The organism is Chryseobacterium taklimakanense, from assembly GCF_900187185.1.
GTDB classification, from domain to species: domain Bacteria; phylum Bacteroidota; class Bacteroidia; order Flavobacteriales; family Weeksellaceae; genus Planobacterium; species Planobacterium taklimakanense.
The window spans coordinates 2285765-2307594 of record NZ_LT906465.1; the positions used below are offsets into that span (position 1 = coordinate 2285765).

A 21830-nucleotide genomic window follows, 5' to 3' on the forward strand; every position below is an offset into this window, starting at 1 on the left:
GCAATTCCGAAATCAGACAATCATCGGATAGCCATTAGGGAATATTTCTCCCATTTTTGTATTTCTATACAAATGCTTGATGTGTGCCTGAATTTCAATAAGAAATTTTTGACCTTTAAAGTCGGTCGATGCTATCTTTCTCATTCTGCAGTTCCTAATAAATTCCTTGAAGGCTCTTTCAATCAGTTCCCTTGTCTGCGGTATATTTTCGTATTGATGGAAAAACTGGACTGTTTCGGCTTCGTCTAATCTATATCGTTTTTTGAAATAGAGCAATCTTCGGTTAATTTTATGACTTTGGTTAAAATTCTCTTGGTTTGATTCTATAAGTTTTTTTGCTTCTTCAAATGGATGAGAAAATCCTTTGGTTAAGATAGGAACAATAAATATGGAATCCTTTTCATACCTGTATTGGAAAGAAAAACTATTGTATCTGTCGAGATTGATTTTGATGGGCTTTAGAAATTTGAAGCAGAAATCTTTGGTATTTTTATAATTTAACCCAAACTTTTTATTGAAATTACCCAGCTTCAGCATTGTTCCCGATTCGGGAATTTTTGAAAGCCAGATGGAGAAAATAATGTGTTTGTTGTTTCTGATATTATACACCAGATGATAGAGTACATAATTATATTCGGGAATAACCAATAATTTTTTCAGCCAGTAACTGCTAATTAGAAATGTGGTAAAACCTCTTTGGTCATAGGTTGGCGTAGAAATAAGTCCGCCAAATGTTTTGATTTCTTTCCCTTTTGAATTAAGCGATTTGTACCATCCCATCTTAAATTTGGCGAGAAACTCATAGGCATCCACAACCTGCTTTGTGGAACCACTCGGAGAAATTTTACTGTTCCGGATTTTGATGGAGGCGAAAATGTTATTTTCTGTTTCAAATTCTTCATCAAATAGGGAAAGTTGCTTCGGACGGTCTTCGGGACGAAACTGTTCATTGCCGATAATTGCAACGATATTGAAAATGACTCGAAGCGCATTGATTGGGATGTCCGCCGCTTGTTGGTCATCAAAAATAAAGTCGTCCACGAAATGGTTTCCCAGCCGAATCTTGTCGGGAACTTTTTCTCCCTTGTCCTCAAACTTCTTTCGGACATGGCGCAAATCTTTTTCAGATAAAGACATTTTCTATTCTTAATGTTCCTGATTTCTTATTTCCTGATTTCAGATGGTAATTATTTGGTTCGAACAGTTTTCTTTACTAGTTTTATTTTCTCACTTTTCAGTGTTTTGTCTCCATCAATGAGATTGTAGTGTTTGTAGGAATCAACACCAGTTGCTTTGAACACCCTTTTTTCGGCTTCTCCTATATTGGGGATCCTCACTTTCTGGATACCCAGATATTCGTAAGATATTTTATTGATGGTTACTTTTTGACCAGGTTTTAAGTCAGATATTTTCATTGTTTTAAGTTTTTACGATTTGTTAGAAATGAAATCGACTTTTTATTGATTTCATGATGTTTTCGGTCGTTTGATATTTGGAATGGAATCGACGGAAACTGTATCATCATTTTGACTATTCTTCAAATAGGGCAGGATACTTTTTAATGAGGATTTCCAGTTGGAAATGGGTCTTCCAGAACTATTCCGCCAGTCGTTTTCTAACCACGAATGATATTTTTCTTCAATTACAGAGTCCAAAAGAGGCTGATAATCCTCTAAAGTTGTTGCAAACTGAATAAATTCTTCCAATTCGGGAATAATTTTTGACTTGCTGCTTTTGGAAGTATCAGTAATGGAAACTTTATCACTAGATTTACTGATTTTGGGAACAACTTCCTTGGACGAATCGCTTCTCTTTAAAGTTTCATGTTTTTCAACAATTTCCAAACTTGGTACTTTTTCGATTTTTTCCTTCTCTATTTTCTCCAGTATGGGAATATCAGATAAGTAATTTAACAGAATTCTGTAATTACAAGGAAATCCACTTTTGGACTCAAATTCAACAAGACCCAACTCGCGAAGTTTATCTTTGGTCGGTTTTACGGTTTTTCTAGTTATTCCCAATGCATTACCGAGTGCAACATCGGAAATAACGACCTTATAACTATCGTTGTCCTTTCCTAATTTCAAAAGGTACAGATAGAGCGAAATTGCCGAAGAGCCAAGTCTTGCCTTGTGATTGAAGTCCCAAAATCGGTCGATAAGTTCCAAGTAATACATTTCTAACTGCTTGCAAAAAGTTCTATAGCCTTTTTCTTGTCGATGATGATGATGTTTCCTTTCTGAATGATGGCTTCATCCAAAATTCCTGAAGATTTAATCTTGGATGCTTTTGAAATGGAACAGCCCAGAATTTTTGCCAAACCTTTTAAACCGTATTCATACATATTTTCAGAATTTAAATTTTTAGATATCTCTAAAAATTCTTTTACGGTCAGATTGCAAAGAGGTGTTTGTGGGGTTATGTTTTCCATCAGCTGTTATCTTTAAAAAGTTCTAATGCTTTTTCCGAATCAATGATAATTTTTCTCCCATTTTGAATGATGGCTTCATCAAAAATTCCCTTACTTTTCAATTTTCCTGCATGATTTTTAGAGCATCCCAATATTCTTGCTAATCCAGAAAGACCGTAAACATACTTTTCATTAAATACCTTTTCTTGTGTGGGGTTTTCTGATGATTCTTGTTTTCTGGCATCTAAAATTTCCACAAATTCACCTATGGTCAATTGCCAAATTGGTCTATTATAATCTTCCATTTTGAAATTTTTATTGTAATTTGTTCTAAAAAAATACTTATTTGTATATATTTTACTATATTTGTATTGCAAATATAAAATAAATATTGAAATATATCTATATTTTAATCTCAAAAACAAAAAAAAAATTAAAGATGACTATAACTGAAAGATTGCAAAGTTACATGACCTACAAAGGGTTAAACCCCAATAAAATCACTGTTGAAGCTGGTTTGTCTGTTGGTTTAATTGGCAGAGCTATAAAAAACAACTCGGGACTCAACTCAGATACTATTGAAAAAATACTATACACTTATACCGATTTGAATCCAGAGTGGTTTATTTCGGAATCAGGTGAAATGCTAAAAACCAACAACCAAAACATTAATAATAATGGCTCAGGAAATAATGTAAACAGCAACATTAATGGAAATATTAGTGGAAATGTTACTATTTCGCATAGCGAGTTTTCTAATATGATAGAACTTCAAAAAGGCTATCAAGAAATACAAAAAGAACTAACAGAAAGATTGAAAACCAGTCAAGAGCAACTATCGGATAGCATGAGACAGGTTACTATACTTCTTGAAATTTTAAAAAAATAACTATGAAAAGGATTTTGATAATTAGTGCTATTTTATTTGGGGGAATCGTGATTGCTCAGCAGAAGAAAAATGCTTTGAATAATTGGAAAAGTAGAGATGCAGAAATCGCACAAAAGGTTTTTTCAAAATATCAGGAAAAAGAAAATAAGAAATTAGAAGATGAAAAAGCAGATTTAATAAAAATTCAAAAAAAGTTGAAAATTGAGATAATAAACGAAGGGGACATTGAGAAATACAATCAAAATATATGGCTTCGTATTGTAAAAGTGAATAATGGAAATTTAGAACAGATTGTTGATACGAGAGATAAGGATATTTCAGTTGTTACAAATACAATGGGAACGAACAATTGGAAAGATGAAGCAGGAGGGTTTAATTATACATCTTTCACTGACTTAATGAAGATTTCCCAGGAGCTTACAAGTAATAGAAATGAAACAGGAATATTAGCAAACTCATTAAAGCCCATTGAATCTTTTGAAACCCGCGAACCTGTTTTATATTTTTCTTTAAAAATCTACACACATAAAAACAGTTCAGAACAAACAACTTTACCAACCTTGTCCAAAACAATAAATATTTATGCTGACAACCAACTGATAAAGACTTTAAAATACTCTTTAGATGACTTTATAAAAGCAGAAGGAGTGTCAATACGGGACTTTAAATTGGGTTCTATTGAAAATCGATAATCAATTTTTCTAATATGAATATAAAGTATCACGCTCAATTTCTTCTTGACAGGGAAAAAGACAATCCTACTGCAAAACTGCGATATCGCATTAAGTGGGATGGCAATATTGTGGCTTTCAATTTGGGATATAGAGTAGAAATACAAAAATGGAGCAAGGAAACACAACGCTGTAAGGCCAATACAACTCACGGGAACAAAAAAGTCTCGGCAAGTGTTATAAATAGAAAGATACAACTATTTGAATCCGCTTGTGAGAAAACTTTTCAGAAATATGAAATTGATGGTGTGATACCTAACCAAGACCAGTTTAGGGAATGGTTTAATGTTGAGATTGGAAGAACGCCTAAGGAAGAACTGAAATCTGAAAAGAATTTTTTTGAGATATATGATATGTTTGTAAATGAGGAATCGATTAACAGTCAATGGAATTTCAGGACTCTTCAAAAAATGAAAACGCAGAAAAAAGTATTGGAAGAGTTTGACCATGATATTTCATTTGAGAAATTTAATGAGCAATATCTTTCAAATTATCAGCGATATTTAGAAGGGAAGAATCACAAGAATTCAACAATTTCAAAAGAGCTTGCTGCATTGAAGTGGTTTTTGAAATGGGCTATGAAGAAAGGTTATACAAAAAGTGGAGAGTTTGAAAAGTTTAAACCAAAAATTAAAAATGTTCAAAAGAAAATCATTTTTTTGAACAAGTCTGAGTTAAAGAGATTTACTGAATATGAAATACCTACGGATAAAAGCTATCTTGAAAAAATAAGAGATGTTTTTTTATTTCAATGCTTTACGGGATTGAGATATTCGGATGTGTTTAATTTGAAAAGATCTGATGTAAAGGACGGTTACTTAGAGATAACAACACTCAAAACAGCAGATAATTTGATAATAGAATTGAATAGTTATAGCCGAAAACTTCTAAACAAATATATCGATGTAGAATTTGAGCATAATAAAGCTTTGCCTGTAATCAGTAATCAAAAAATGAACGATTATTTAAAAGAACTAGCTGAATTAGCTGAGATAGATGAACTAGTTACCCAAACTTATTTTAAAGGTAATGAAAGGATTGAAGAAGTTTTACCAAAATATTCACTTATGAGTACTCATGCTGGAAGGAGAACCTTTGTTTGCAATGCTTTGTCTTTGGGAATTCCACCTCAAGTGGTTATGAAATGGACAGGACATAGTGATTATAAGGCAATGAAGCCATATATTGATATTGCTGATGAAATAAAAGCAACAGCTATGGAGAAGTTTGATTCTTTTTAACGAAAATCTTTCTCGCCTAATAAGTGAATGAACAAAAATTCCTTGAAAGAAAAGTTTTTTTTAATAAGTTTAAAGTATCTTTGAAGATTGTGTACTAATTGTATGTAGTAATCTGCTCACACGTTAAGATCTTTTTAAAGAAAAAGGAATCATAACCCACCTCACCACCAATCTTACTGCCGGAGAAATTGAATCCATTTACGGAAATCGTTTGAGATCTAGGATGAGGGAGATGTTTAACCAGTTTGTGTATGACGAGGAGTCAAAAGATAAAAGGAGGTAGCATTTGATTTACTTTTGGCTTTTTTATAAAATAAAATCGCTGTTAGATCAATTTTTTAGTTTGTTTTATCCTATTTTTGTAAGAATACCCAACAACTCAATTTAATGACACTATCAGAATTCCTCAAAGATTCCAACTATAAACTAACCCAGTTTTCAGAAGAAAAAATAAAAAAATTTGAAAACTCAATTTTCACAAAAACGGTAAAAGATAAAGAAGTTCCTTATATCAGTTGCATTGTCCGCAAAAAAGATATAAAACTTACACCGGAAGAAGCAATTAGGCAACTTTACCTCTTAACGCTTACTGAAGACTTGGATTATCCTACAGACCGTATGGAATTGGAATATGCAGTGTCCTTTGGTCGTGAAAAAAAACGTGCTGATATTGTCATTTTCGATAAGGACAAAACCACTTCGCCATACATTATGGTGGAACTTAAAAAACCCAAATTAAAAGACGGTAAAGAGCAGTTAAAATCCTACTGTAATGCAACAGGTGCACCTATTGGTGTTTGGAGTAACGGAGATTCAATTTCTTATTACCACCGTAAAGATCCTAACTATTTTGAGGATTTATCGCAGTTGCCAACAGCGTTCGAAAAACTTTCTGATGTTCTAAAAGAAAGATGGAAAATTGCAGATCTGATCAAAAAAGATAAACTGGTATCCGAAAGAAAATCATTGAAGGATCTTATTCTGGAAATGGAAGACGAAGTATTGGCAAATGCCGGTGTGGATGTTTTTGAAGAATTGTTCAAACTCATTTTCACAAAATTGTTTGATGAAATGCAGAGTGGTAGAAATGCAGACAGAAATTTGGAGTTTAGAAATTACGGCGATACAGAATCTGAATTGAAAGAAAAAATTCAGAAACTGTTTGATAATGCTAAGAAGAAATGGGAAGGCGTATTTACAGATGATGCAAAAATCATGTTAACGCCCTCTCACTTATCAGTTTGTGTGGCTTCCTTGCAGGATGTTAAACTGTTCAATTCAAATTTAGATGTAGTAGATGAAGCCTTTGAATATCTCATTAACAAAAGCAGTAAAGGGGAAAAAGGACAATATTTTACACCGCGATATGTGATTGATATGTGTGTGAAAATGTTGAATCCTCACAGAGAAGAAACAATTATCGACACCGCTGCAGGGAGTTGTGGTTTTCCGGTTCACACGATTTTTCATGTATGGGAAAACATTCTTAAAAGCAAAGGTCTGGATAAAAGCCACCTGTTTACTTTGGAGGAAAAACCGCAGGAATGCACGGATTATGTCAACGATAAAGTATTTGCAATAGATTTTGATGAAAGAGCAGTTCGCGTAGCAAGAACCCTAAATCTGATTGCAGGTGATGGACAAACAAATGTTTTACACCTCAATACTTTAGATTGGGAGCGTTGGGATGAAAAAACAGAAGACGAAGATTGGCAAGACACTTATTTTGAGGGTTGGAAAAAACTTAAAAAATTAAGAGCCAACAAAAACAGTAATCGTGATTTCACTTTTGATATCCTGATGGCAAATCCTCCTTTTGCTGGAGATATCAAAGAAAGCAGAATTCTGGCAAAATACGATTTGGGTAAAAAGCCGGATGGTAAATACCAAACCAAAGTAGGTAGAGATATTCTGTTCATTGAAAGAAATTTAGATTTCCTGAAACCGGGGGGTCGTATGGCAATTGTTTTACCTCAAGGTCGTTTCAACAACAGTTCGGATAAACAGATCCGGGAATACATTGCGGAGCATTGCCGTATTTTAGGTGTTGTTGGCTTGCACGGAAATGTTTTTAAACCACACACAGGCACAAAAACTTCAGTTTTATTGGTTCAGAAATGGGATGATAATTTGTGTCCAAAGATGGAAGATTACCCAATCTTCTTTGCGACAATGCAGGAACCAAGCAAAGACAATTCTGGAGAAAAAATCTATGTTAAGAAAAAAGACTATCCAAAGTCTGCCAAAAAAACCAAAAATGAAGATTTGGAGGATGTAGCAATAGATGTGTATGATGAAGAACCAATTGATCTTGAAGAATTCTTACTGGATACACACGGCCACCTTATTGTAAAACACGATTTGTTCAACCACGAAGGACTCACAAAAGACGGTATAGCAGAAGCATTTATAGAATTTGCCAAAAAAGAAAAACTCTCTTTCGCGGGAAAGAACTAGGCCCTTTCAACCAGGAGAAATACAACAATTTGTTGGAAGGGCTGGAAATTAGTGTATTACAATTAACAGATGTTTTAATTGATAATGATAATAGGAGGATTGATAGTGAATATTTTAAGAAACAATTTTTAAGTTTTTTTGATTCTGTTCCTAATTTGAGACCATTGGGATCATTAGTCAAAGATGGTTATCGGGTTGTTTATGAAAATACTAAAATTGTTGATTCTATAGAAGCGATTGAAAGAAAATATCCTATATTTTTGCAAGCGACTGATATCAAAACTCCATTTATTTCCACCGAAAATTTATTTTATGTAGATAATACTGAATGGGAAAGGTATCCAAAAGGAAGAATTGTTCCTGGTGAAATATTAATTGAAGTTAAAGGGAAAATTGAAAAAGTAGCAATAGTTCCAGATGATTTTCCGAAGAAGACTTTAGTTACAGGTAGTTTATTTAAATTAACTGTAAATAAAAAAATTAGTAAAAATGTTTTATTAACATATCTTATATCAAAATTTGGTGTTTCATTTAAAGATCGTTATAAAACAAATTTGTTGATCTCATTTGTGAGTAAACCAGACTTATATAGGATTCCAGTACCTACTTTTTCACAAGAATTAGAGAATATTATTGACGGTTTATTCAAAATAATTACTGAAGCACAAAAAATATCGAAATCAGTTTATAAAAATGCCGAGAATATTTTGCTAGAAAAATTAGGACTGTATAATTTGACTTTTTCTAACGAAAATTTTAACAAAAAGTCCTTAAGTGATTCTTTTCTGAAATCTGGTCGTTTGGACGCTGAATATTACCAACCACAGTATGAAGAACTTTTATCCCATATTAATTCTGTAAGTAATGATAAACTAGGGTATTTGGTTACAGTTAAGAAATCTATTGAGCCAGGCTCAGGGGCATATCAGGAAGAGGGTGTTCCGTTTATTAGAGTTTCAAATTTAAGTAAATATGGCCTTACAGATCCCGAAATCCATTTAGATAGAACAGAGTTCTCAAACATTATCAAACCTACAAAAGATTCAATTCTGCTGTCTAAAGATGGTACGGTGGGAATTGCTTATAAAGTAGAAAAAGATATAGATGCAATTACTTCCGGCGCAATCCTACATTTAAAAGTCAAAAACAAAGAAAAAATATTGCCGGATTACCTGACATTGGTTCTGAATTCTATCGTAGTAAAAATGCAGGCAGAACGCGATGCGGGAGGTTCAATCATTCAACATTGGAAACCTTCAGAAATTGCACAGGTGGTAATTCCGATTTTAGATTTTGAAATACAACAGGAAATTTCAGATTTAGTTCAGGAAAGTTTCAAATTAAAAAACGAAAGCGAACAGCTATTGCAGGTTGCAAAGCAAGCTGTAGAAATTGCCATTGAGCAAAACGAGGATAAAGCGATGGAGTTCATAAATCAAAATAGTAAAGATGCCGGTAAGTCAGGAAAACATAAACCGCTGGATTGATCAGGCGAATATAGATTATATTGGGCATTACATTAAAGCGTGGATTCCCTTTAATGCTTGGTATAATAATACTTATCCTCAATTCAATTCTGATAGAGAGAAAATCAATACAATAAAGAACGATGCAAATACGGTAAGAAATGCAATCAATATGTTATTGGAAACAGATTCTCAACTATCCTTGGAGTTCAAAAGTCATTTGGCAACTTTAATTTTTCAGTTACAAGCACAACAGATCAATGGGCGAGATGGTAGAATATCATTTGATAATATTGTAAAAGAAAGAAATACTATAAATCAAAAAAGTATTGATTTTAACAGAAATCGATATTTTCTTCGTAGAACAGACGGTAGATTTGTTGGTGAGGTAACCTCTGTGCAGATTAATGTCAACAAACTTTCAGATAGTTCAAGTGTTTTCAGTTATCAACATACAGAATATGATTTAGTTCATTTGCAAAATAACGCGCATTATCAAGGCCTTTCTAATCAGGTGAAAGAACAGGTTCGTCTGTGCTTTCAGGAACTTGAACCATCAAATATAATTTCGGTAATGCAGGATGAACCAAGAGAAGCACCAATAAATTATTATGTGTGTGATGCCTACAAATTAAAGCGCGATATACAAAACCCCAATTGTTACGGACATTTGGTAATAAGGGCTCTTATTGAAATTTTATATCAGATGCGGAACGTTCTTTTTCATGGTGAGTTAGTTCCTAATCTTGAAGCCCAAAAAGCATACAATAGTGCCTTTCATTTATTAAGAATAATTCTTGAAAAAATAAGATAGTATGCAGCAAAATTCTACAGATGAAGAAATAATTTCAAAACTTGAAAAAAAGCCTAACAGTATTTTAAAAGTAGGATCGATTTCTTTTGGAATATCAATATTTATAATACTCTTTTTACCTTGGATAGTAACACAGTGTAGCAGCTGTTTGTCATTTAAAATTGACAAGCCTAACGAAATAGGAGATACCATTGGTGGTATTATGGGACCGAGTGTTGCAATCATTGCAGCAATGCTAACTTTTATAGCATTTTGGGCACAATATGATGCGAACATTGAGCAACGGAAACAGTTTCTTTTAAATCAGAAATCACAACAAGATGATGCAAAAATACAGGAATCACGTTTTTTGGATGCCCAAAATCGTATCAGCAAAGAGCAATTCGAGAATAAATATTATAATCTTTTAGAAATTCATCGTGAAAACACAAGAGATTTCAATTGGAGATAAATACGCGGGTGTTAAAGTCTTTTATCCTCTTGTTCAGGAGTTGAAATGTGCTTACGAAATATTATATAACAAATATCTCCTTTTTGATTCTTTCGATTCTAACCCCTCTAATTATACTGAGGAAGAACTCTACCAATTAGCCTACTTAATTTTTTTCTTTGGGATCAATAATAGTAATAACCCTTTGTTTAAAGAATTAATGAGTGATAGGTTGTTTTCTATTTATGAGGAGGTAAAAGAAATGTTTTTATTAATTGAAGAAACGGATTACGAATATCTTTCAAATGAAAGACGTACTTTTTGGATAAGGTTTAGGTATCGTGCTTTCATTGGTCATTCTTCAGAATTAAGCCATTATGTTCGCCACCTTTTTCAAATAGTGAAGTTTGTAGATGATCAGCCAACTGAATTACTTTCAGACGATGAAAAATACAATTATATTACCAACTTAAGAGCGCAGTTAACAAGTCACGAACAACTTTTTATATATTATAATGCCCTTAGTGTGTTGGGATATACGTGGTTGGGCAAAAGCAGTTCTAATTCCGTTAATTATTTAGAAAAATATTGTATTGTTAAATCTTTACCGTTGCCACTGTGCGATTTCTACAAGCACCCACTTGAAAATCAGGTTCTGCCTGAATATAATTCACAAGGAAAACCAATGTTTGAATGGATAGAAATTAAAGAACGATTAAGCAACTTAAATTAATCCAAATGAATAGCGTCTACGACAGTATGTCAAAAGCAGAATTGGAAGTCTGCAATTTCTTAAAAGAACTTAAAATATTTTGGACATTCGAGCAACCTGTATTTCTTACAGATGATGGCAATCGCCCACGCATATTTTGTCCGGATTTTTACCTGCCTGAATTGGGAATTTACATTGAGGTAATCGGTAATCCCGGTCTAAATGACTATGGAAGACGTGAAGAAATCTATTGCAAGAATAATATTCCAATCATTTTTATAAAGCCTTTTAATCATATAGGGTGGCGAGAATATTTAGTCGATGAAATTGTTGCGATTCACCAGGATAGATATCAGAAAATTAAAAGGATACAATCGCATTGGTAACTACATGAAAAAGTTTGAAGACCTTTTGCTAATTACTGATATTTCTAATCTTACAGGTAAAGAACAGGTAGATATTGTTGGAGAATTGTTTGATCTTTCTTTTGATAATAATAGTATCTCAGGTATTAGTAAAGCTTTTGATTTAATTGGTCAGATTCAAATAGAAGAATTATCAGCCCCTTTGCAAACGTTGCTTTATTACGATATTGCAAACGGCTACGGCTATTTGCGTAAATTAAAATATTTCAACACACCCGATTCCTGGAATTTTGAAATGGAAGAAATTTCACATGAGGTATTCCATCTTCGAAAAGCAATTGCATCTCTAGGATTTGAAGAAATAGATGACTTAAGGAAATGTCAGATTTATACTAATCTTGGTAATACTTTTTCTTTTATAGGCAGGTTTATTGAAGCGCAGGAATATTGGCGCAAGGCATTAAATATTTTCCCTAATTTTCCAATGGCATTAGCAAATAGTGGACATGGCTTAATGTTTTATTCAAATCAAATTTTTGACAATTCACATAAGTTATATTTTATTAACTACGGCTACCATAAAATCAAAGAAGCATTACACTTTAAGGAATATCTTGAAGGTGATGCTGCAAATCAATTTCTCAAGATGAAATCGTATATGGATGCTACTTATGATGTAAAAATCCTTTCAGAACAGTTTAATTTAAACAGTTTTGAATTTGGTGATAATGAAAAACTGAACAATTACCGATATTGGTGTTTAGAAAATTACCTTTACATTAATCCTTTAAACGATTTGGGAGCGTCTAAATTTGCTTCTCACGATTGCTTGAATTTGCCATCTTTAATCTTAGAAACCAAAGCGCCACCAACATATTTCACACTTTACAATCAACTTAAGCAGGAATTTGCAACTGCAAGATATTTCTATTACAAATCAGTCGTTTTTCAAGATCCTCATTTTTCAGACGAAGATGTAGTAATTGTAGATACTATGGAAAGTGCTTTGTTTTCTTACAATCTTGAACTCGCTAAAAGTGCTTTTCGCAACACCTATTCAATTTTAGATAAAATTGCATATTTCCTAAATGATTATTTGAAACTGGGAAACAACTACAATCGCGTAAACTTTAGAAGTGTTTGGTTCAAGAAAGATAACAAAACATTACATGAGCATTTTCAAAACTCTCAAAATTGGGCTTTAAGAGGGTTATTCTGGTTAAGTAAAGATTTTTTCATTAAAGAACATGATGAGGTGTTAGATCCAGATTCAAAACAGATTGCCGAATTACGAAACTCTATTGAGCACAAAGGCCTGAAAATAATGTATGATACTTATTTGTATAGTAATTTCTTTAATGCTGACAAAGAAATTATTTTTATAATAAACCGTGATGATTTTGAAAGTAAAACTTTGCGGTTGTTAAAAACAGTTCGAGCTGCGATAATGTATCTTGCTTTTATTATTAATTATGAAGAAGGTCAAAAAGAAAGTAATGGTCTGCCGACACTTCCAATGAATTTAAGCGAAGTTCCGATTTATATGAAATTCTAACTTTAAAGTTTATAAAATTGTTAAATTAAATGATAAATAAAACTTTGTGGTTTAATTTTTGTTTTATATCTTTGCGCAAAGATTACAACCTTGGCCACCAAAGATGAAGTATCACAGTTTCTTAAAGAACTGAAGTCTGTAAGCGCTGCAGGCGAAATTTTCTTTATCGACAGGCAGGTAAACACCCAAACACTCGCAGAGTTAGAGATTAAAGCACTTGAAAGAAAAGCTTATATCGAAAAGCTTGTTCTGGAAGACTATTCCGAAGGTCCGTTAGATAACGATCAGTATGGCATAGAACCCATGTGGGTTTTCGGAAAGAAAGTCAAAGAAAAGGAAGTATACATTAAAATTACAATTACCGCGCTTAATGTAATATGTATTTCTTTCCATACCTCACAGTATCCTATGAACTATCCATTTAAGTGAGAACATTATGAAAAGTCCTTTCACGGGAAAAGAAATGAAACTACAAAAAGAATCAAGAAAAGTAAGTTTCAGAAAACAGGAAATCGAATACACAAACCTTAGTTATTATTGTGAAGACACGAAACAAAGTGTGGTAACCACAGAATTAGATGAAGTTAACCTTCGTCAGATTTATAACAAATACCGGGAATTGAATAACATTCCGTTCCCGGAAGAAATTAAAAAACTTCGTCAGAAATATGGCTTGTCTGCTGCAAAAATGAGCGAACTGTTTGGTTTTGGTCCTAATCAGTATGCTCTCTATGAAAATGGAGAAATTCCCAGTATTTCGAATGCAAAGGCAATACGTTTAGCGGACAGTCCTTTTGTTTTCAAAAACATGTTGGAAAGCAATAAAGCAATAATTAAGGAGAAAGACTATAAATCAATAATTACAAAAATCAATGCAAAACTTGTAGGTTTTGAAGATGATTTTTCCTTTGAAGAGTTTTTATTGGGTGGTAAAGAACCAAGCCCCTTTACGGGTTACAAATCGCCGGATTATAACAGGTTAGCAACCATGGTTGCATACTTTGCTAAAAATTTGAAACCACAAAAAACATTATTAAATAAATTACTTTTTTATTCTGATTTTTTGCAATATAAAAATTTTGGTTCTTCAATATCAGGTTGCCGATACGCAGCCATAGCAAGAGGTCCGGTTCCGGATAACTTCAGAAGTCTTTTTGAAAAAATGGAAAAGGATAGTTTTGTAAAAATAAAATACATAGAATATCCGGATGGTAAAGTAGGCGAACAGTTCCTTTTAGGAGACGAGAAGCTTTCAGATTGGCAGTCGTTTTCGGAAGATGAACTAAAAACATTGCAAAATGTTTGTAGATTTTTTAAAGGGAAAACTACCAAAGAAGTGGTGGAGATTAGTCATAAAGAAACAGCGTGGCTTAAAAATCAGGAAGACAATGCCTTGATTGATTATACTTACGCTTTTGATTTAAGTTCATTTTAATTTATCCGTGATTTTTACAGCTTAGAATGGAAGAGCATGAAAAAATTTACGATGAATGGAAAAAAGATCTCCCGGTCAAGCTACAGGAAAATTTTGAAATAATTTGTGATATATCCGGTAAAATCAATTCTTTAGATCTAATTAGCTATTTGGCATTTTATAATGCGTTGCACAATGGCAATGAATATTCAGATTATAGGGAAGATAAACACTTTTTTGTTGCAGAAGCTGTTGCAATTCACTGCCTGAAAAAACCGATTATTGAACAAACTATCATTTCCGAAGATGAACTACCGTTTGCTTTCGAGAAAATTCAAGAAGCCGCTTTACGCTTCTGTTTTTTAAGTGATGCTATTTCCATGTCTGAAAAACCAATGGATAAAAGTTTATTGTCCGAAATTAATTTGACTTTACAAAGAGAGTCGGCTAATATAAGAAATCCCGGTCATCCTGAACATCATTTATCTTTTTCTAAAATACTTTACAAACCATTTAATGATAAAATAGAAAAAATATTCGGGTTTTCACACGATACAACAATAATTATAAGAAAGAAAATTGTTGAATTTTTACGTAAAAAATATGCCACTGCATCTGATGAAACAATAGAAAAAGGTAAAGTACTTGCAAAGCAATTAATAAAATATAAAAAAGGAGTTGTTGGGGCAGAAAGTATTGGATCAAATATTGTTAACCTCGAAGAAGTAATAAATAAGCGTGAAATCGACATTCGAGATTTGTGCATTAAGCATAGTCTTACGCAACTCTACAAAAATTTTAGTAAATGCTATGTTTTCACAGTTGATGAACTTGCGGAATTCTGCGATATTGATGTAACAGAAGTAAAAAATTTTCTAAATACTTATTCTTGTCAATTCCTGGAAATCCCTGAAAATGAAAAGATTTATCAACCTTTGAACTATCTGCATCATAAACCTATTATCAAGCACAATGAAAGTTATTTAATTCCTTCAATCCCCCTTTTTAATTGGGCGGTGGAAGAGGTTTACAAAAAGGAATTCCGCAAACACACAAAATTATTTGATAGGTATACAAAGATTAAACACGATTTTCTATTAGATACTGGTGTAGATTACTTTTCCTCACTTTTACCAGAATCAAAAATCTATAAGAATGTCTTTTATTATGACGGTGAAAATAGATATGAGACTGACGCTATTATTGTTTTTGATAATTATGTATTTGTTATTGAAGCAAAAGCAAATGTTATTTCTGAAAAAGCAAAATCCGGTCATAAAGATAAAACAAAGGATCACTTAAATGATTTAATAAAAAAATCATATGATCAGGCAGTTCGAACAATTGATTTTATTGAAATTGGTGCAGATTTTTATGATAAAAATGGGAAATTAATTGTAATTGAAAAGCCGCGAAATGCTGTTTTTCAATTAGTCAGTTTAACTCTAGAACCTTTAGGCAACATCATTCCTAAAATAAAAACTGATGACGAATTAAATTTTTTTTCTGAGAAATATTTTCCGTGGATCATAAGTTTGTATGATTTAATTTCTATAAATGATTTTTTCGAAACCCCTTCTCTATTATTTCATTATTTAGATTCTAGATCAAGATTTTTGGAGTACAATGATGCACACATATATGAAGAAATGGATTTAGTGGGATATTTTATTAGTAGAGGAGGTTTAGATTTGGATCGATTTATTGAAAAAGCGAAAAATGAAGGAGCCAATTATGTATACTTTGATAATGAAACTGACTTTATAAACAATTATTATATGCATCTTTTTGAAGGTAGACCTATTAAGAAACCTTCATATTTCAAAAATTTAAAATTTAAAGAATTAATATCAAAAATTGATAATTCATCTATTCCATGTAAATCATTGGTTTCATTAAAGCTGTTAAGTTTTAATCGTAATTCAATAAATGACTTGATGCAGAAAATTGAAAAAATTAAGAAAATGTATTACAAAGATGATGAATTGCATGATGCTTCGATTTTTACAATGTCAGATGGAGGATTTGGTTTTACATTCATGATTGGTAATGATTACGAATTACTTGAAAAAAGACTAGATCAATATATTTCGTTTAAGAAAAATCAAATGTTTGCTAAAACATGGGTTGGAATCGCTGAGTATAAAAATGAAATTAGAATTATAAAGATATTAAGTTAATCCCCGCTCTTCCCCAGCAAGTTACATAATGAACATTATACGCACAGTCCAACGCAACGGGGAGTTCGTCCTTTACGGTATGCAGTCCAAAGCAAATTCCAAAACATTCTGCAAACCTTCATTCCCTCACAAGCTAATGCCAAGTGCCTATAATGTGGCATTATGTAAAATGCTTTCCTTTTGTTTGGGCGAAGCCCGCACAATCCACCGCCTTCCAGCCGCCGGTGTCATTATAATTTAGAAGATAAGTTTCCCAAATCAAAACCTTCAAATCCCCGCCACCCATTCAAGGATGCAGAAAAATGGTACAGACTGTTTCGGGATTTTCCAAGTTCCTTCAGCCACTGCACGGACAAGTCGTCCAGTCGCTTTCTTCACCGCGCACAGTCGTATTCCATACTGAAAGAAAATACCTTTCCAAAAAACTTCCAGCACCCATCGCCCCACTTCCAGCAACAAAAAGCATTTTCTTTCAGCATTCCATACCACTGTCTTTACAGCCGCTTTTTTCATTCAGGCACATAAGGAATGTTTAGTCTCTCCTTAAACCACCTATAATTTACTGATTAGTAGTATTTTGGGTTTAGAATAGCTTGTTTTTTATTGCAAGAATTTGTATCTTAGAGCTTTAAAACCTTGCAAATATGTTGGGGAAAAATCCAGAAAAGAAGCCAGAATTATTCCGCCCAATGTTGGTGGATTTTATTGACCACGAGCATGAACTTGTTCTACTTTCAGAAAAAATAGATTGGAATTATTTTGAGAAAGAATTTTCGCCCTTGTATTCCAAAGTGGGCAATCCGAGCCATCCGATTCGGTTTATGGTGGGTTGTTTGCTACTGAAACATTTGTATAATTTGGGCAATGAGACGTTGGAAAAAGCCTGGATCATGAATCCTTATATGCAGCATTTTTGTGGCAGGGTTTTCTTTGAACACGAATTTCCTTGTGACCCGAGTAATTTTGTTCATTTCCGAAAAAGAATTGGCGAAAAAGGTATCGAAAAAATCTTTGCCTACAGCGTAAGAATGCACGATGCCAAGACGAACACCTCAAATTTTGTTTTGTCCGATACTACCGTTCAGGAGAATAATACCTCTTTTCCTACCGATGCAAAATTGTGCAAAAAAGTGATCGATTATTGCAACAAAATAGCCGGAAATGAAGGCATAAAACAAAGACAACGCTACACAAAAGTCAGCAAACAAATGGTGCGCAACACCTACAACGGAAAACATCCCAAGCGGGCAAAAGCGGCAAGGAAATCTCAAAGACAGCTCAAAACCATCGCCATGAGACTGATTCGTGAATTGCAACGGAATTTTAATGCAGGACAGCAAGAATTTATAAAGATTTAATGACATTGTACACCAAGGTTGTCACACAAAAAAGAAACGATGCCGATAAAATTTACAGTATTCACAAGCCTTTTACCCGATGTATTGCCAAAGGAAAAGCGCATAGCCAGTATGAAATGCGAAGTATTCGTGAATACCATTAAAAAACAATAATAAAGCAATGAACAATTTGGGAATAAGGTAGGTTTGATAACCACCGCCAACAAAGGCAAGAAAATCATTCTCGGGATTAAAGCATTTTTGCAAACTCCTTACGATGGTCACACCATAGAACCACTTTTGGAACAGATGGAAACCGGTGGTCAAAAGCTCCCAAAAGAACTCCTTTACGATAGAGGTGGCAGAGGAAAATCAGAAATAAAGGGCGTGAAAATCTTCATCCCAAGCACTCCAAGAAAAAAAGACACTGCTTATCAAAAGCAGACAAAGCGCAAAAAATTTAGAACCAGAGCGGCAATAGAAACTATCATCGGACATTTAAAAACCGATTTTAGGCTGGCAAAAAATTACTTCATGGGAGAAACGGGACCACAAATCAATGCATTACTAGCTGCAACCGCTTGGAACATGAAGAAAATGATGGAACTACTGAAACAGAAAATTATTTTCTTATTTTGTAAGATACAAATTATGCTGTTTTCTAATCCTGTTTTTAAAAATAAATTAAATAGTGGGTTTTGTTAAGGAACGACTAACTAATGATAATTAAAATAAATTTTAGGGGGCGTATGTCTCTATATTATTGGGGGACAGAGACAATATCGAAACCTAATAATAATTCAATTTGGGTAATTTTTATTAGTCCCTCCTTCAAAAATCGGGGACTAAATTTGGGATTGTTCATTGGGTTTTAATGTTTTTCATTGTGTTATAAAATATTGTAAAATGTTAAAAAACAATAAAATAAATATTTATGGTTGTTTATTGAAATTAATCTATACTCCCGTCTTCGCTACTAAAACCGATGCATTTTGTGCATCGGTTTTTTTATTACCTGCTCAATTCTGTTTCGTAAATGAAAGAATGTTCCAGGTTGTAATTGGGTGTGGCAAACACCGATTAGATAATTATTTTGCTACAAAAGTGCTGCTTTTGAATATTTTTTATAGATAAATATTAAAAAAGCTTCAGTAGAATCCATAAAGTAAAATTTCTCAAAATTTGAAAGAAAAAAGTATAAAAAAATTTGTTATAAAAAAAAATTGTGCTACTTTTACATCGCTTTAATGAGGCACACGCTTCACAGAAGCAATAAATTTTTTTTCATCATTTGTGTTTTTAGAATCGTGTCGCAAGATGCGATTCTTTTTTATTGGTGTTCTTTTTCATACCTGATTAACAAATCGTTAAAATAGCTGTAAGTGATGCTGCCTTCCTGTTGGTTTGTTTTTAGAAAAATATTATTTGTAAACCCAAAGAATGAATCTAAAACTCCGGAATGTCTGTATCGAAACATTATTTCATATAGCCTGTCTCTTTTCATTCCTGGAGAATATCGGGCAATAACAGCTTTTACAAATTTTTCATCCTGCTCTACAATCAAATTTAACAGGCTTTTAAGCACGAAATACTCCGTGCTGTATTTCAAATCCATGTTCCGGGAGTTTACACCAATTAAATACCCTATAAAATTAGCTTCCTGTTCACGCGCATAGCCCAGCTGGTGGGCGCTCTCATGTGCTAAAGTGAATGGGAGATGTGTCGAAGGTAATTTTGGATTGTACTGAGCTTCCGCAGTAAATGGATTATAGTAGCCGTAAATCCCAGTGTAACTCATGATGTCTTTGAATAGGGAAGATTTAAAGCTGTCAACATCACTTCCGGCTTTTGGGTTAAGGAATTGCGGTAACTGCTTCTGATTCCTGAGAATTTCTTCCACCACCAAATTTTTATCATAAACCTTAAAAACACCGTTCCGGTCTTCCTGTACCTGTGCTCTGGTTCTTTTACATTTCTCAAGATATATCAGGGATAATGCTTTTGCGTCATCCAGTTTTATTTCGTAATCGGGAAGCTTTTCACTTATTGGATCCTGGAAATACAGCAGTCCCCAAAATATCTGATAACTAAAATAGATTATATTTAAAATGATCAGCAGCCTGACACCATTCCGTTGGCCCCGCTTCAGAACGGTTCTTAAAATCAGATAAATTAATAAGACGGCAAGCAAAACATAAAAAACATCGCCCACCGAAAAATTAAATTTTGAAAAAAGGCTTTGGTGAATGGCTTTTTGCTTTTCAAAGAATGACTCAGCCAGCCGGATGATAAAATCTATTTTTGAGAATAGGTAGAACAAAAGAAATTGGGCAAGTAAAACACCTGCCCAAAACCTTTTCTTTGATAATATTTTTGTATTATTAATGGCCACCTTCTGTTTTTACTTTGTCAAGTTCAATTCCCTGAGCCCTGAGGATTCCTGTAACGCGCACAGCATAGAACGCAAGGTATGCAAAACACACGATTCCAACAATATAGCTGAAATGAATATTGGTAAGATCAGCGATATAGCCCTGAAGCAAACTCACGATACCTCCACCCATAATCATCATGATCAGATAACCGGAACCTTCATTGGTGTGTTTTCCCAATCCATTAATTGCAAGAGCAAAAATACATGGCCATAAAGTAGAGCAGAACAGACCTACGCTGGTAAATGCATAAACAGAAACCATTCCGGAAGTCAGCATCCCGATCAACAGTGCCAGAATCCCAAGGCAGGAAAAGATAAGAAGCATTCTTGCCGGATTACCTTTGCTCGCAATGTCAGCCGCAATCATCACCAAAATTACGAACGCATAAATATAGAAAGGTTTGAGATCGTGCTGAGCAATAAAGTTAACCAACAGGAATACCGCAAAAGCAAGATATGGCGCGATAAACCTCATGGTTTTCTTGAAGCCAGCTCCGGCATCAAACGCTTCTACAGCGCCGGTCCATCTGCCGATCATCAAAGATGCCCAGTATAAAGAAACATAAGGTGCGATATCTTTAGTTTCAAAACCAAGATTGTTTTCCATATAAGCCGGTAAATTACTCGCAGTGGAGACTTCCACACCAACATACACGAAAATCGCAATCATTCCCAAAACCAATTGTGGGAAAGCAAAAGCACTTTTGCGGTGATGCCCAGGCTGTAAATCATGGGTATCTGCAGTATTGGTTTCAGTGGCTTTAGGCAGAGATGAAAATTTAAGCAGGAGCGCAACTAAAACAAAAGCCGCACCTAAAATCAGATACGGAATTTTAACAGATTCAACGCTTGCTTCAGTATTTGCTGCTGTTGCGGAACCGAAAATTGCGAAAGAAACAATAAGCGGGCCGATGGTCGTACCAAAATTGTTGATACCGCCGGCCATCGTCAGTCTTTGTGATCCGGTTTCATTTGGCCCTAATGCGATTGCCAGTGGATTAGCAACAATCTGTTGAAGGGAGAATCCCAAACCTACCGTGAAAAGTCCCGATATCATCAGGACAAAAGAACCTGCGTTTGCCGCAGGAATAAACAGGAGCGTGCCCGCTGCAGAAATCAGCAAACCTAATATCAAACCGTTTTTGTAACCGATTTTATTGATTAAATCCTGCTTCATCCCCTTAGAAATTAACATATAAATAAGGGATCCCACCGTATATGCCACATAAAACGCAAACTGAACCATTTGGCTCTGCATTTGGGTCAGGTTAAAAGCTTTCTTGAAAACCGGAATCAAAATGTCGTTACTCGCAGCAACGAAGCCCCAGAAGAAAAATACAGTAACCAGCGGGATAAACTGTCCCCAGTTGGTTTGTTTGGTGTTTACAGACATAT

Annotated in this window: 23 protein-coding genes; 15 read left to right on the forward strand and 8 right to left on the reverse strand. The window is 33.8% G+C overall.

The annotated features are described in order from the left end of the window. Positions 1-12: 12 nt before the first annotated feature. From CKV81_RS10940 to CKV81_RS10960, 5 genes are read right to left on the reverse strand one after another with little or no spacing between them, the layout of a single operon-like run. Positions 13-1137: a hypothetical protein gene (locus tag CKV81_RS10940; protein WP_024564044.1), complete on the reverse strand. Its 1125-nt coding sequence runs from the start codon at positions 1135-1137 to the stop codon at positions 13-15. Positions 1138-1187: 50 nt separating this feature from the next. Next, positions 1188-1415, reverse strand: a complete 228-nt coding sequence (locus CKV81_RS10945) for a hypothetical protein (protein ID WP_024564043.1) — start codon at positions 1413-1415, stop codon at positions 1188-1190. A 51-nt stretch (positions 1416-1466) separates the two neighbouring features. After that, entirely contained in the window at positions 1467-2177 is a 711-nt protein-coding gene (locus CKV81_RS10950) for a ribonuclease H family protein (RefSeq protein ID WP_024564042.1), read from the reverse strand. Positions 2178-2179: 2 nt separating this feature from the next. Beyond that, entirely contained in the window at positions 2180-2431 is a 252-nt protein-coding gene (locus CKV81_RS10955; protein WP_024564041.1) for a DUF3853 family protein, read from the reverse strand. Next, positions 2431-2715 carry a DUF3853 family protein gene (locus CKV81_RS10960; RefSeq protein WP_024564040.1) on the reverse strand — a complete coding sequence of 95 codons (285 nt, stop codon included), beginning with the start codon at positions 2713-2715 and terminating at the stop codon, positions 2431-2433. The genes CKV81_RS10955 and CKV81_RS10960 overlap by 1 nt, the downstream gene beginning before the upstream one ends. A 134-nt stretch (positions 2716-2849) precedes the next feature. Here CKV81_RS10960 and CKV81_RS10965 point away from each other — a divergent pair, with 134 nt between their 5' ends. The 13 genes from CKV81_RS10965 (at position 2850) to CKV81_RS11025 (ending at position 16664) form a co-directional block, all read left to right on the forward strand. Next, complete coding sequence (locus CKV81_RS10965) at positions 2850-3299, forward strand: hypothetical protein (RefSeq protein WP_133159943.1); 450 nt, start codon at positions 2850-2852, stop codon at positions 3297-3299. Between the two features lie 2 nt (positions 3300-3301). Continuing rightward, positions 3302-3991 carry a hypothetical protein gene (locus CKV81_RS10970; protein WP_024564038.1) on the forward strand — a complete coding sequence of 230 codons (690 nt, stop codon included), beginning with the start codon at positions 3302-3304 and terminating at the stop codon, positions 3989-3991. A 14-nt stretch (positions 3992-4005) separates the two neighbouring features. Continuing rightward, positions 4006-5271, forward strand: a complete 1266-nt coding sequence (locus tag CKV81_RS10975; RefSeq protein WP_095073172.1) for a site-specific integrase — start codon at positions 4006-4008, stop codon at positions 5269-5271. Positions 5272-5658: 387 nt separating this feature from the next. Next, on the forward strand, positions 5659-7728 hold the full coding sequence (locus CKV81_RS10980; protein WP_095073173.1) for an N-6 DNA methylase: 2070 nt from the start codon (positions 5659-5661) through the stop codon (positions 7726-7728). 32 nt (positions 7729-7760) lie between these two features. After that, positions 7761-9215 (forward strand): restriction endonuclease subunit S domain-containing protein, encoded by a 1455-nt coding sequence (locus CKV81_RS13460; protein WP_198409816.1) that lies wholly within the window; start codon positions 7761-7763, stop codon positions 9213-9215. After that, a complete protein-coding gene (locus CKV81_RS10990; RefSeq protein ID WP_095073175.1) occupies positions 9178-10008 on the forward strand; it encodes a hypothetical protein in 831 nt (276 codons plus the stop codon). The genes CKV81_RS13460 and CKV81_RS10990 overlap by 38 nt, the downstream gene beginning before the upstream one ends. Before the next feature lies 1 nt (position 10009). Further along, positions 10010-10459, forward strand: coding sequence for a hypothetical protein (locus tag CKV81_RS10995; RefSeq protein ID WP_095073177.1), 450 nt, complete (start codon positions 10010-10012; stop codon positions 10457-10459). Next, complete coding sequence (locus CKV81_RS11000) at positions 10428-11171, forward strand: putative phage abortive infection protein (RefSeq protein WP_095073179.1); 744 nt, start codon at positions 10428-10430, stop codon at positions 11169-11171. Before CKV81_RS10995 ends, CKV81_RS11000 begins: the two co-directional genes overlap by 32 nt. A 26-nt stretch (positions 11172-11197) precedes the next feature. Further along, positions 11198-11536, forward strand: coding sequence for a hypothetical protein (locus CKV81_RS11005; protein WP_031504028.1), 339 nt, complete (start codon positions 11198-11200; stop codon positions 11534-11536). A gap of 4 nt (positions 11537-11540) precedes the next feature. Further along, positions 11541-13070, forward strand: a complete 1530-nt coding sequence (locus CKV81_RS11010) for an LA2681 family HEPN domain-containing protein (protein WP_095073182.1) — start codon at positions 11541-11543, stop codon at positions 13068-13070. Between the two features lie 90 nt (positions 13071-13160). Continuing rightward, positions 13161-13499 (forward strand): type II toxin-antitoxin system MqsR family toxin, encoded by a 339-nt coding sequence (locus tag CKV81_RS11015; RefSeq protein WP_095073184.1) that lies wholly within the window; start codon positions 13161-13163, stop codon positions 13497-13499. A gap of 34 nt (positions 13500-13533) precedes the next feature. Next, complete coding sequence (locus CKV81_RS11020; protein WP_258454602.1) at positions 13534-14505, forward strand: type II TA system antitoxin MqsA family protein; 972 nt, start codon at positions 13534-13536, stop codon at positions 14503-14505. A 26-nt stretch (positions 14506-14531) separates the two neighbouring features. Beyond that, positions 14532-16664 (forward strand): NERD domain-containing protein, encoded by a 2133-nt coding sequence (locus CKV81_RS11025; RefSeq protein WP_095073186.1) that lies wholly within the window; start codon positions 14532-14534, stop codon positions 16662-16664. A 267-nt stretch (positions 16665-16931) separates the two neighbouring features. On the opposite strand, the gene CKV81_RS11030 is transcribed toward CKV81_RS11025, so the two are convergent. Continuing rightward, positions 16932-17177: a hypothetical protein gene (locus CKV81_RS11030; protein ID WP_095073188.1), complete on the reverse strand. Its 246-nt coding sequence runs from the start codon at positions 17175-17177 to the stop codon at positions 16932-16934. A gap of 131 nt (positions 17178-17308) precedes the next feature. Here CKV81_RS11030 and CKV81_RS13465 point away from each other — a divergent pair, with 131 nt between their 5' ends. After that, positions 17309-18022 (forward strand): transposase, encoded by a 714-nt coding sequence (locus CKV81_RS13465; protein ID WP_198409817.1) that lies wholly within the window; start codon positions 17309-17311, stop codon positions 18020-18022. A 186-nt stretch (positions 18023-18208) separates the two neighbouring features. Beyond that, positions 18209-18706 (forward strand): hypothetical protein, encoded by a 498-nt coding sequence (locus tag CKV81_RS13470; protein WP_220096588.1) that lies wholly within the window; start codon positions 18209-18211, stop codon positions 18704-18706. 625 nt (positions 18707-19331) lie between these two features. Here CKV81_RS13470 and CKV81_RS11045 read toward each other — a convergent pair. After that, positions 19332-20387, reverse strand: a complete 1056-nt coding sequence (locus CKV81_RS11045) for a DUF3810 domain-containing protein (protein ID WP_095074445.1) — start codon at positions 20385-20387, stop codon at positions 19332-19334. Next, a complete protein-coding gene (locus tag CKV81_RS11050; protein WP_095073192.1) occupies positions 20383-21828 on the reverse strand; it encodes an MFS transporter in 1446 nt (481 codons plus the stop codon). The genes CKV81_RS11045 and CKV81_RS11050 overlap by 5 nt, the downstream gene beginning before the upstream one ends. Between the last annotated feature and the right edge of the window lie 2 nt (positions 21829-21830).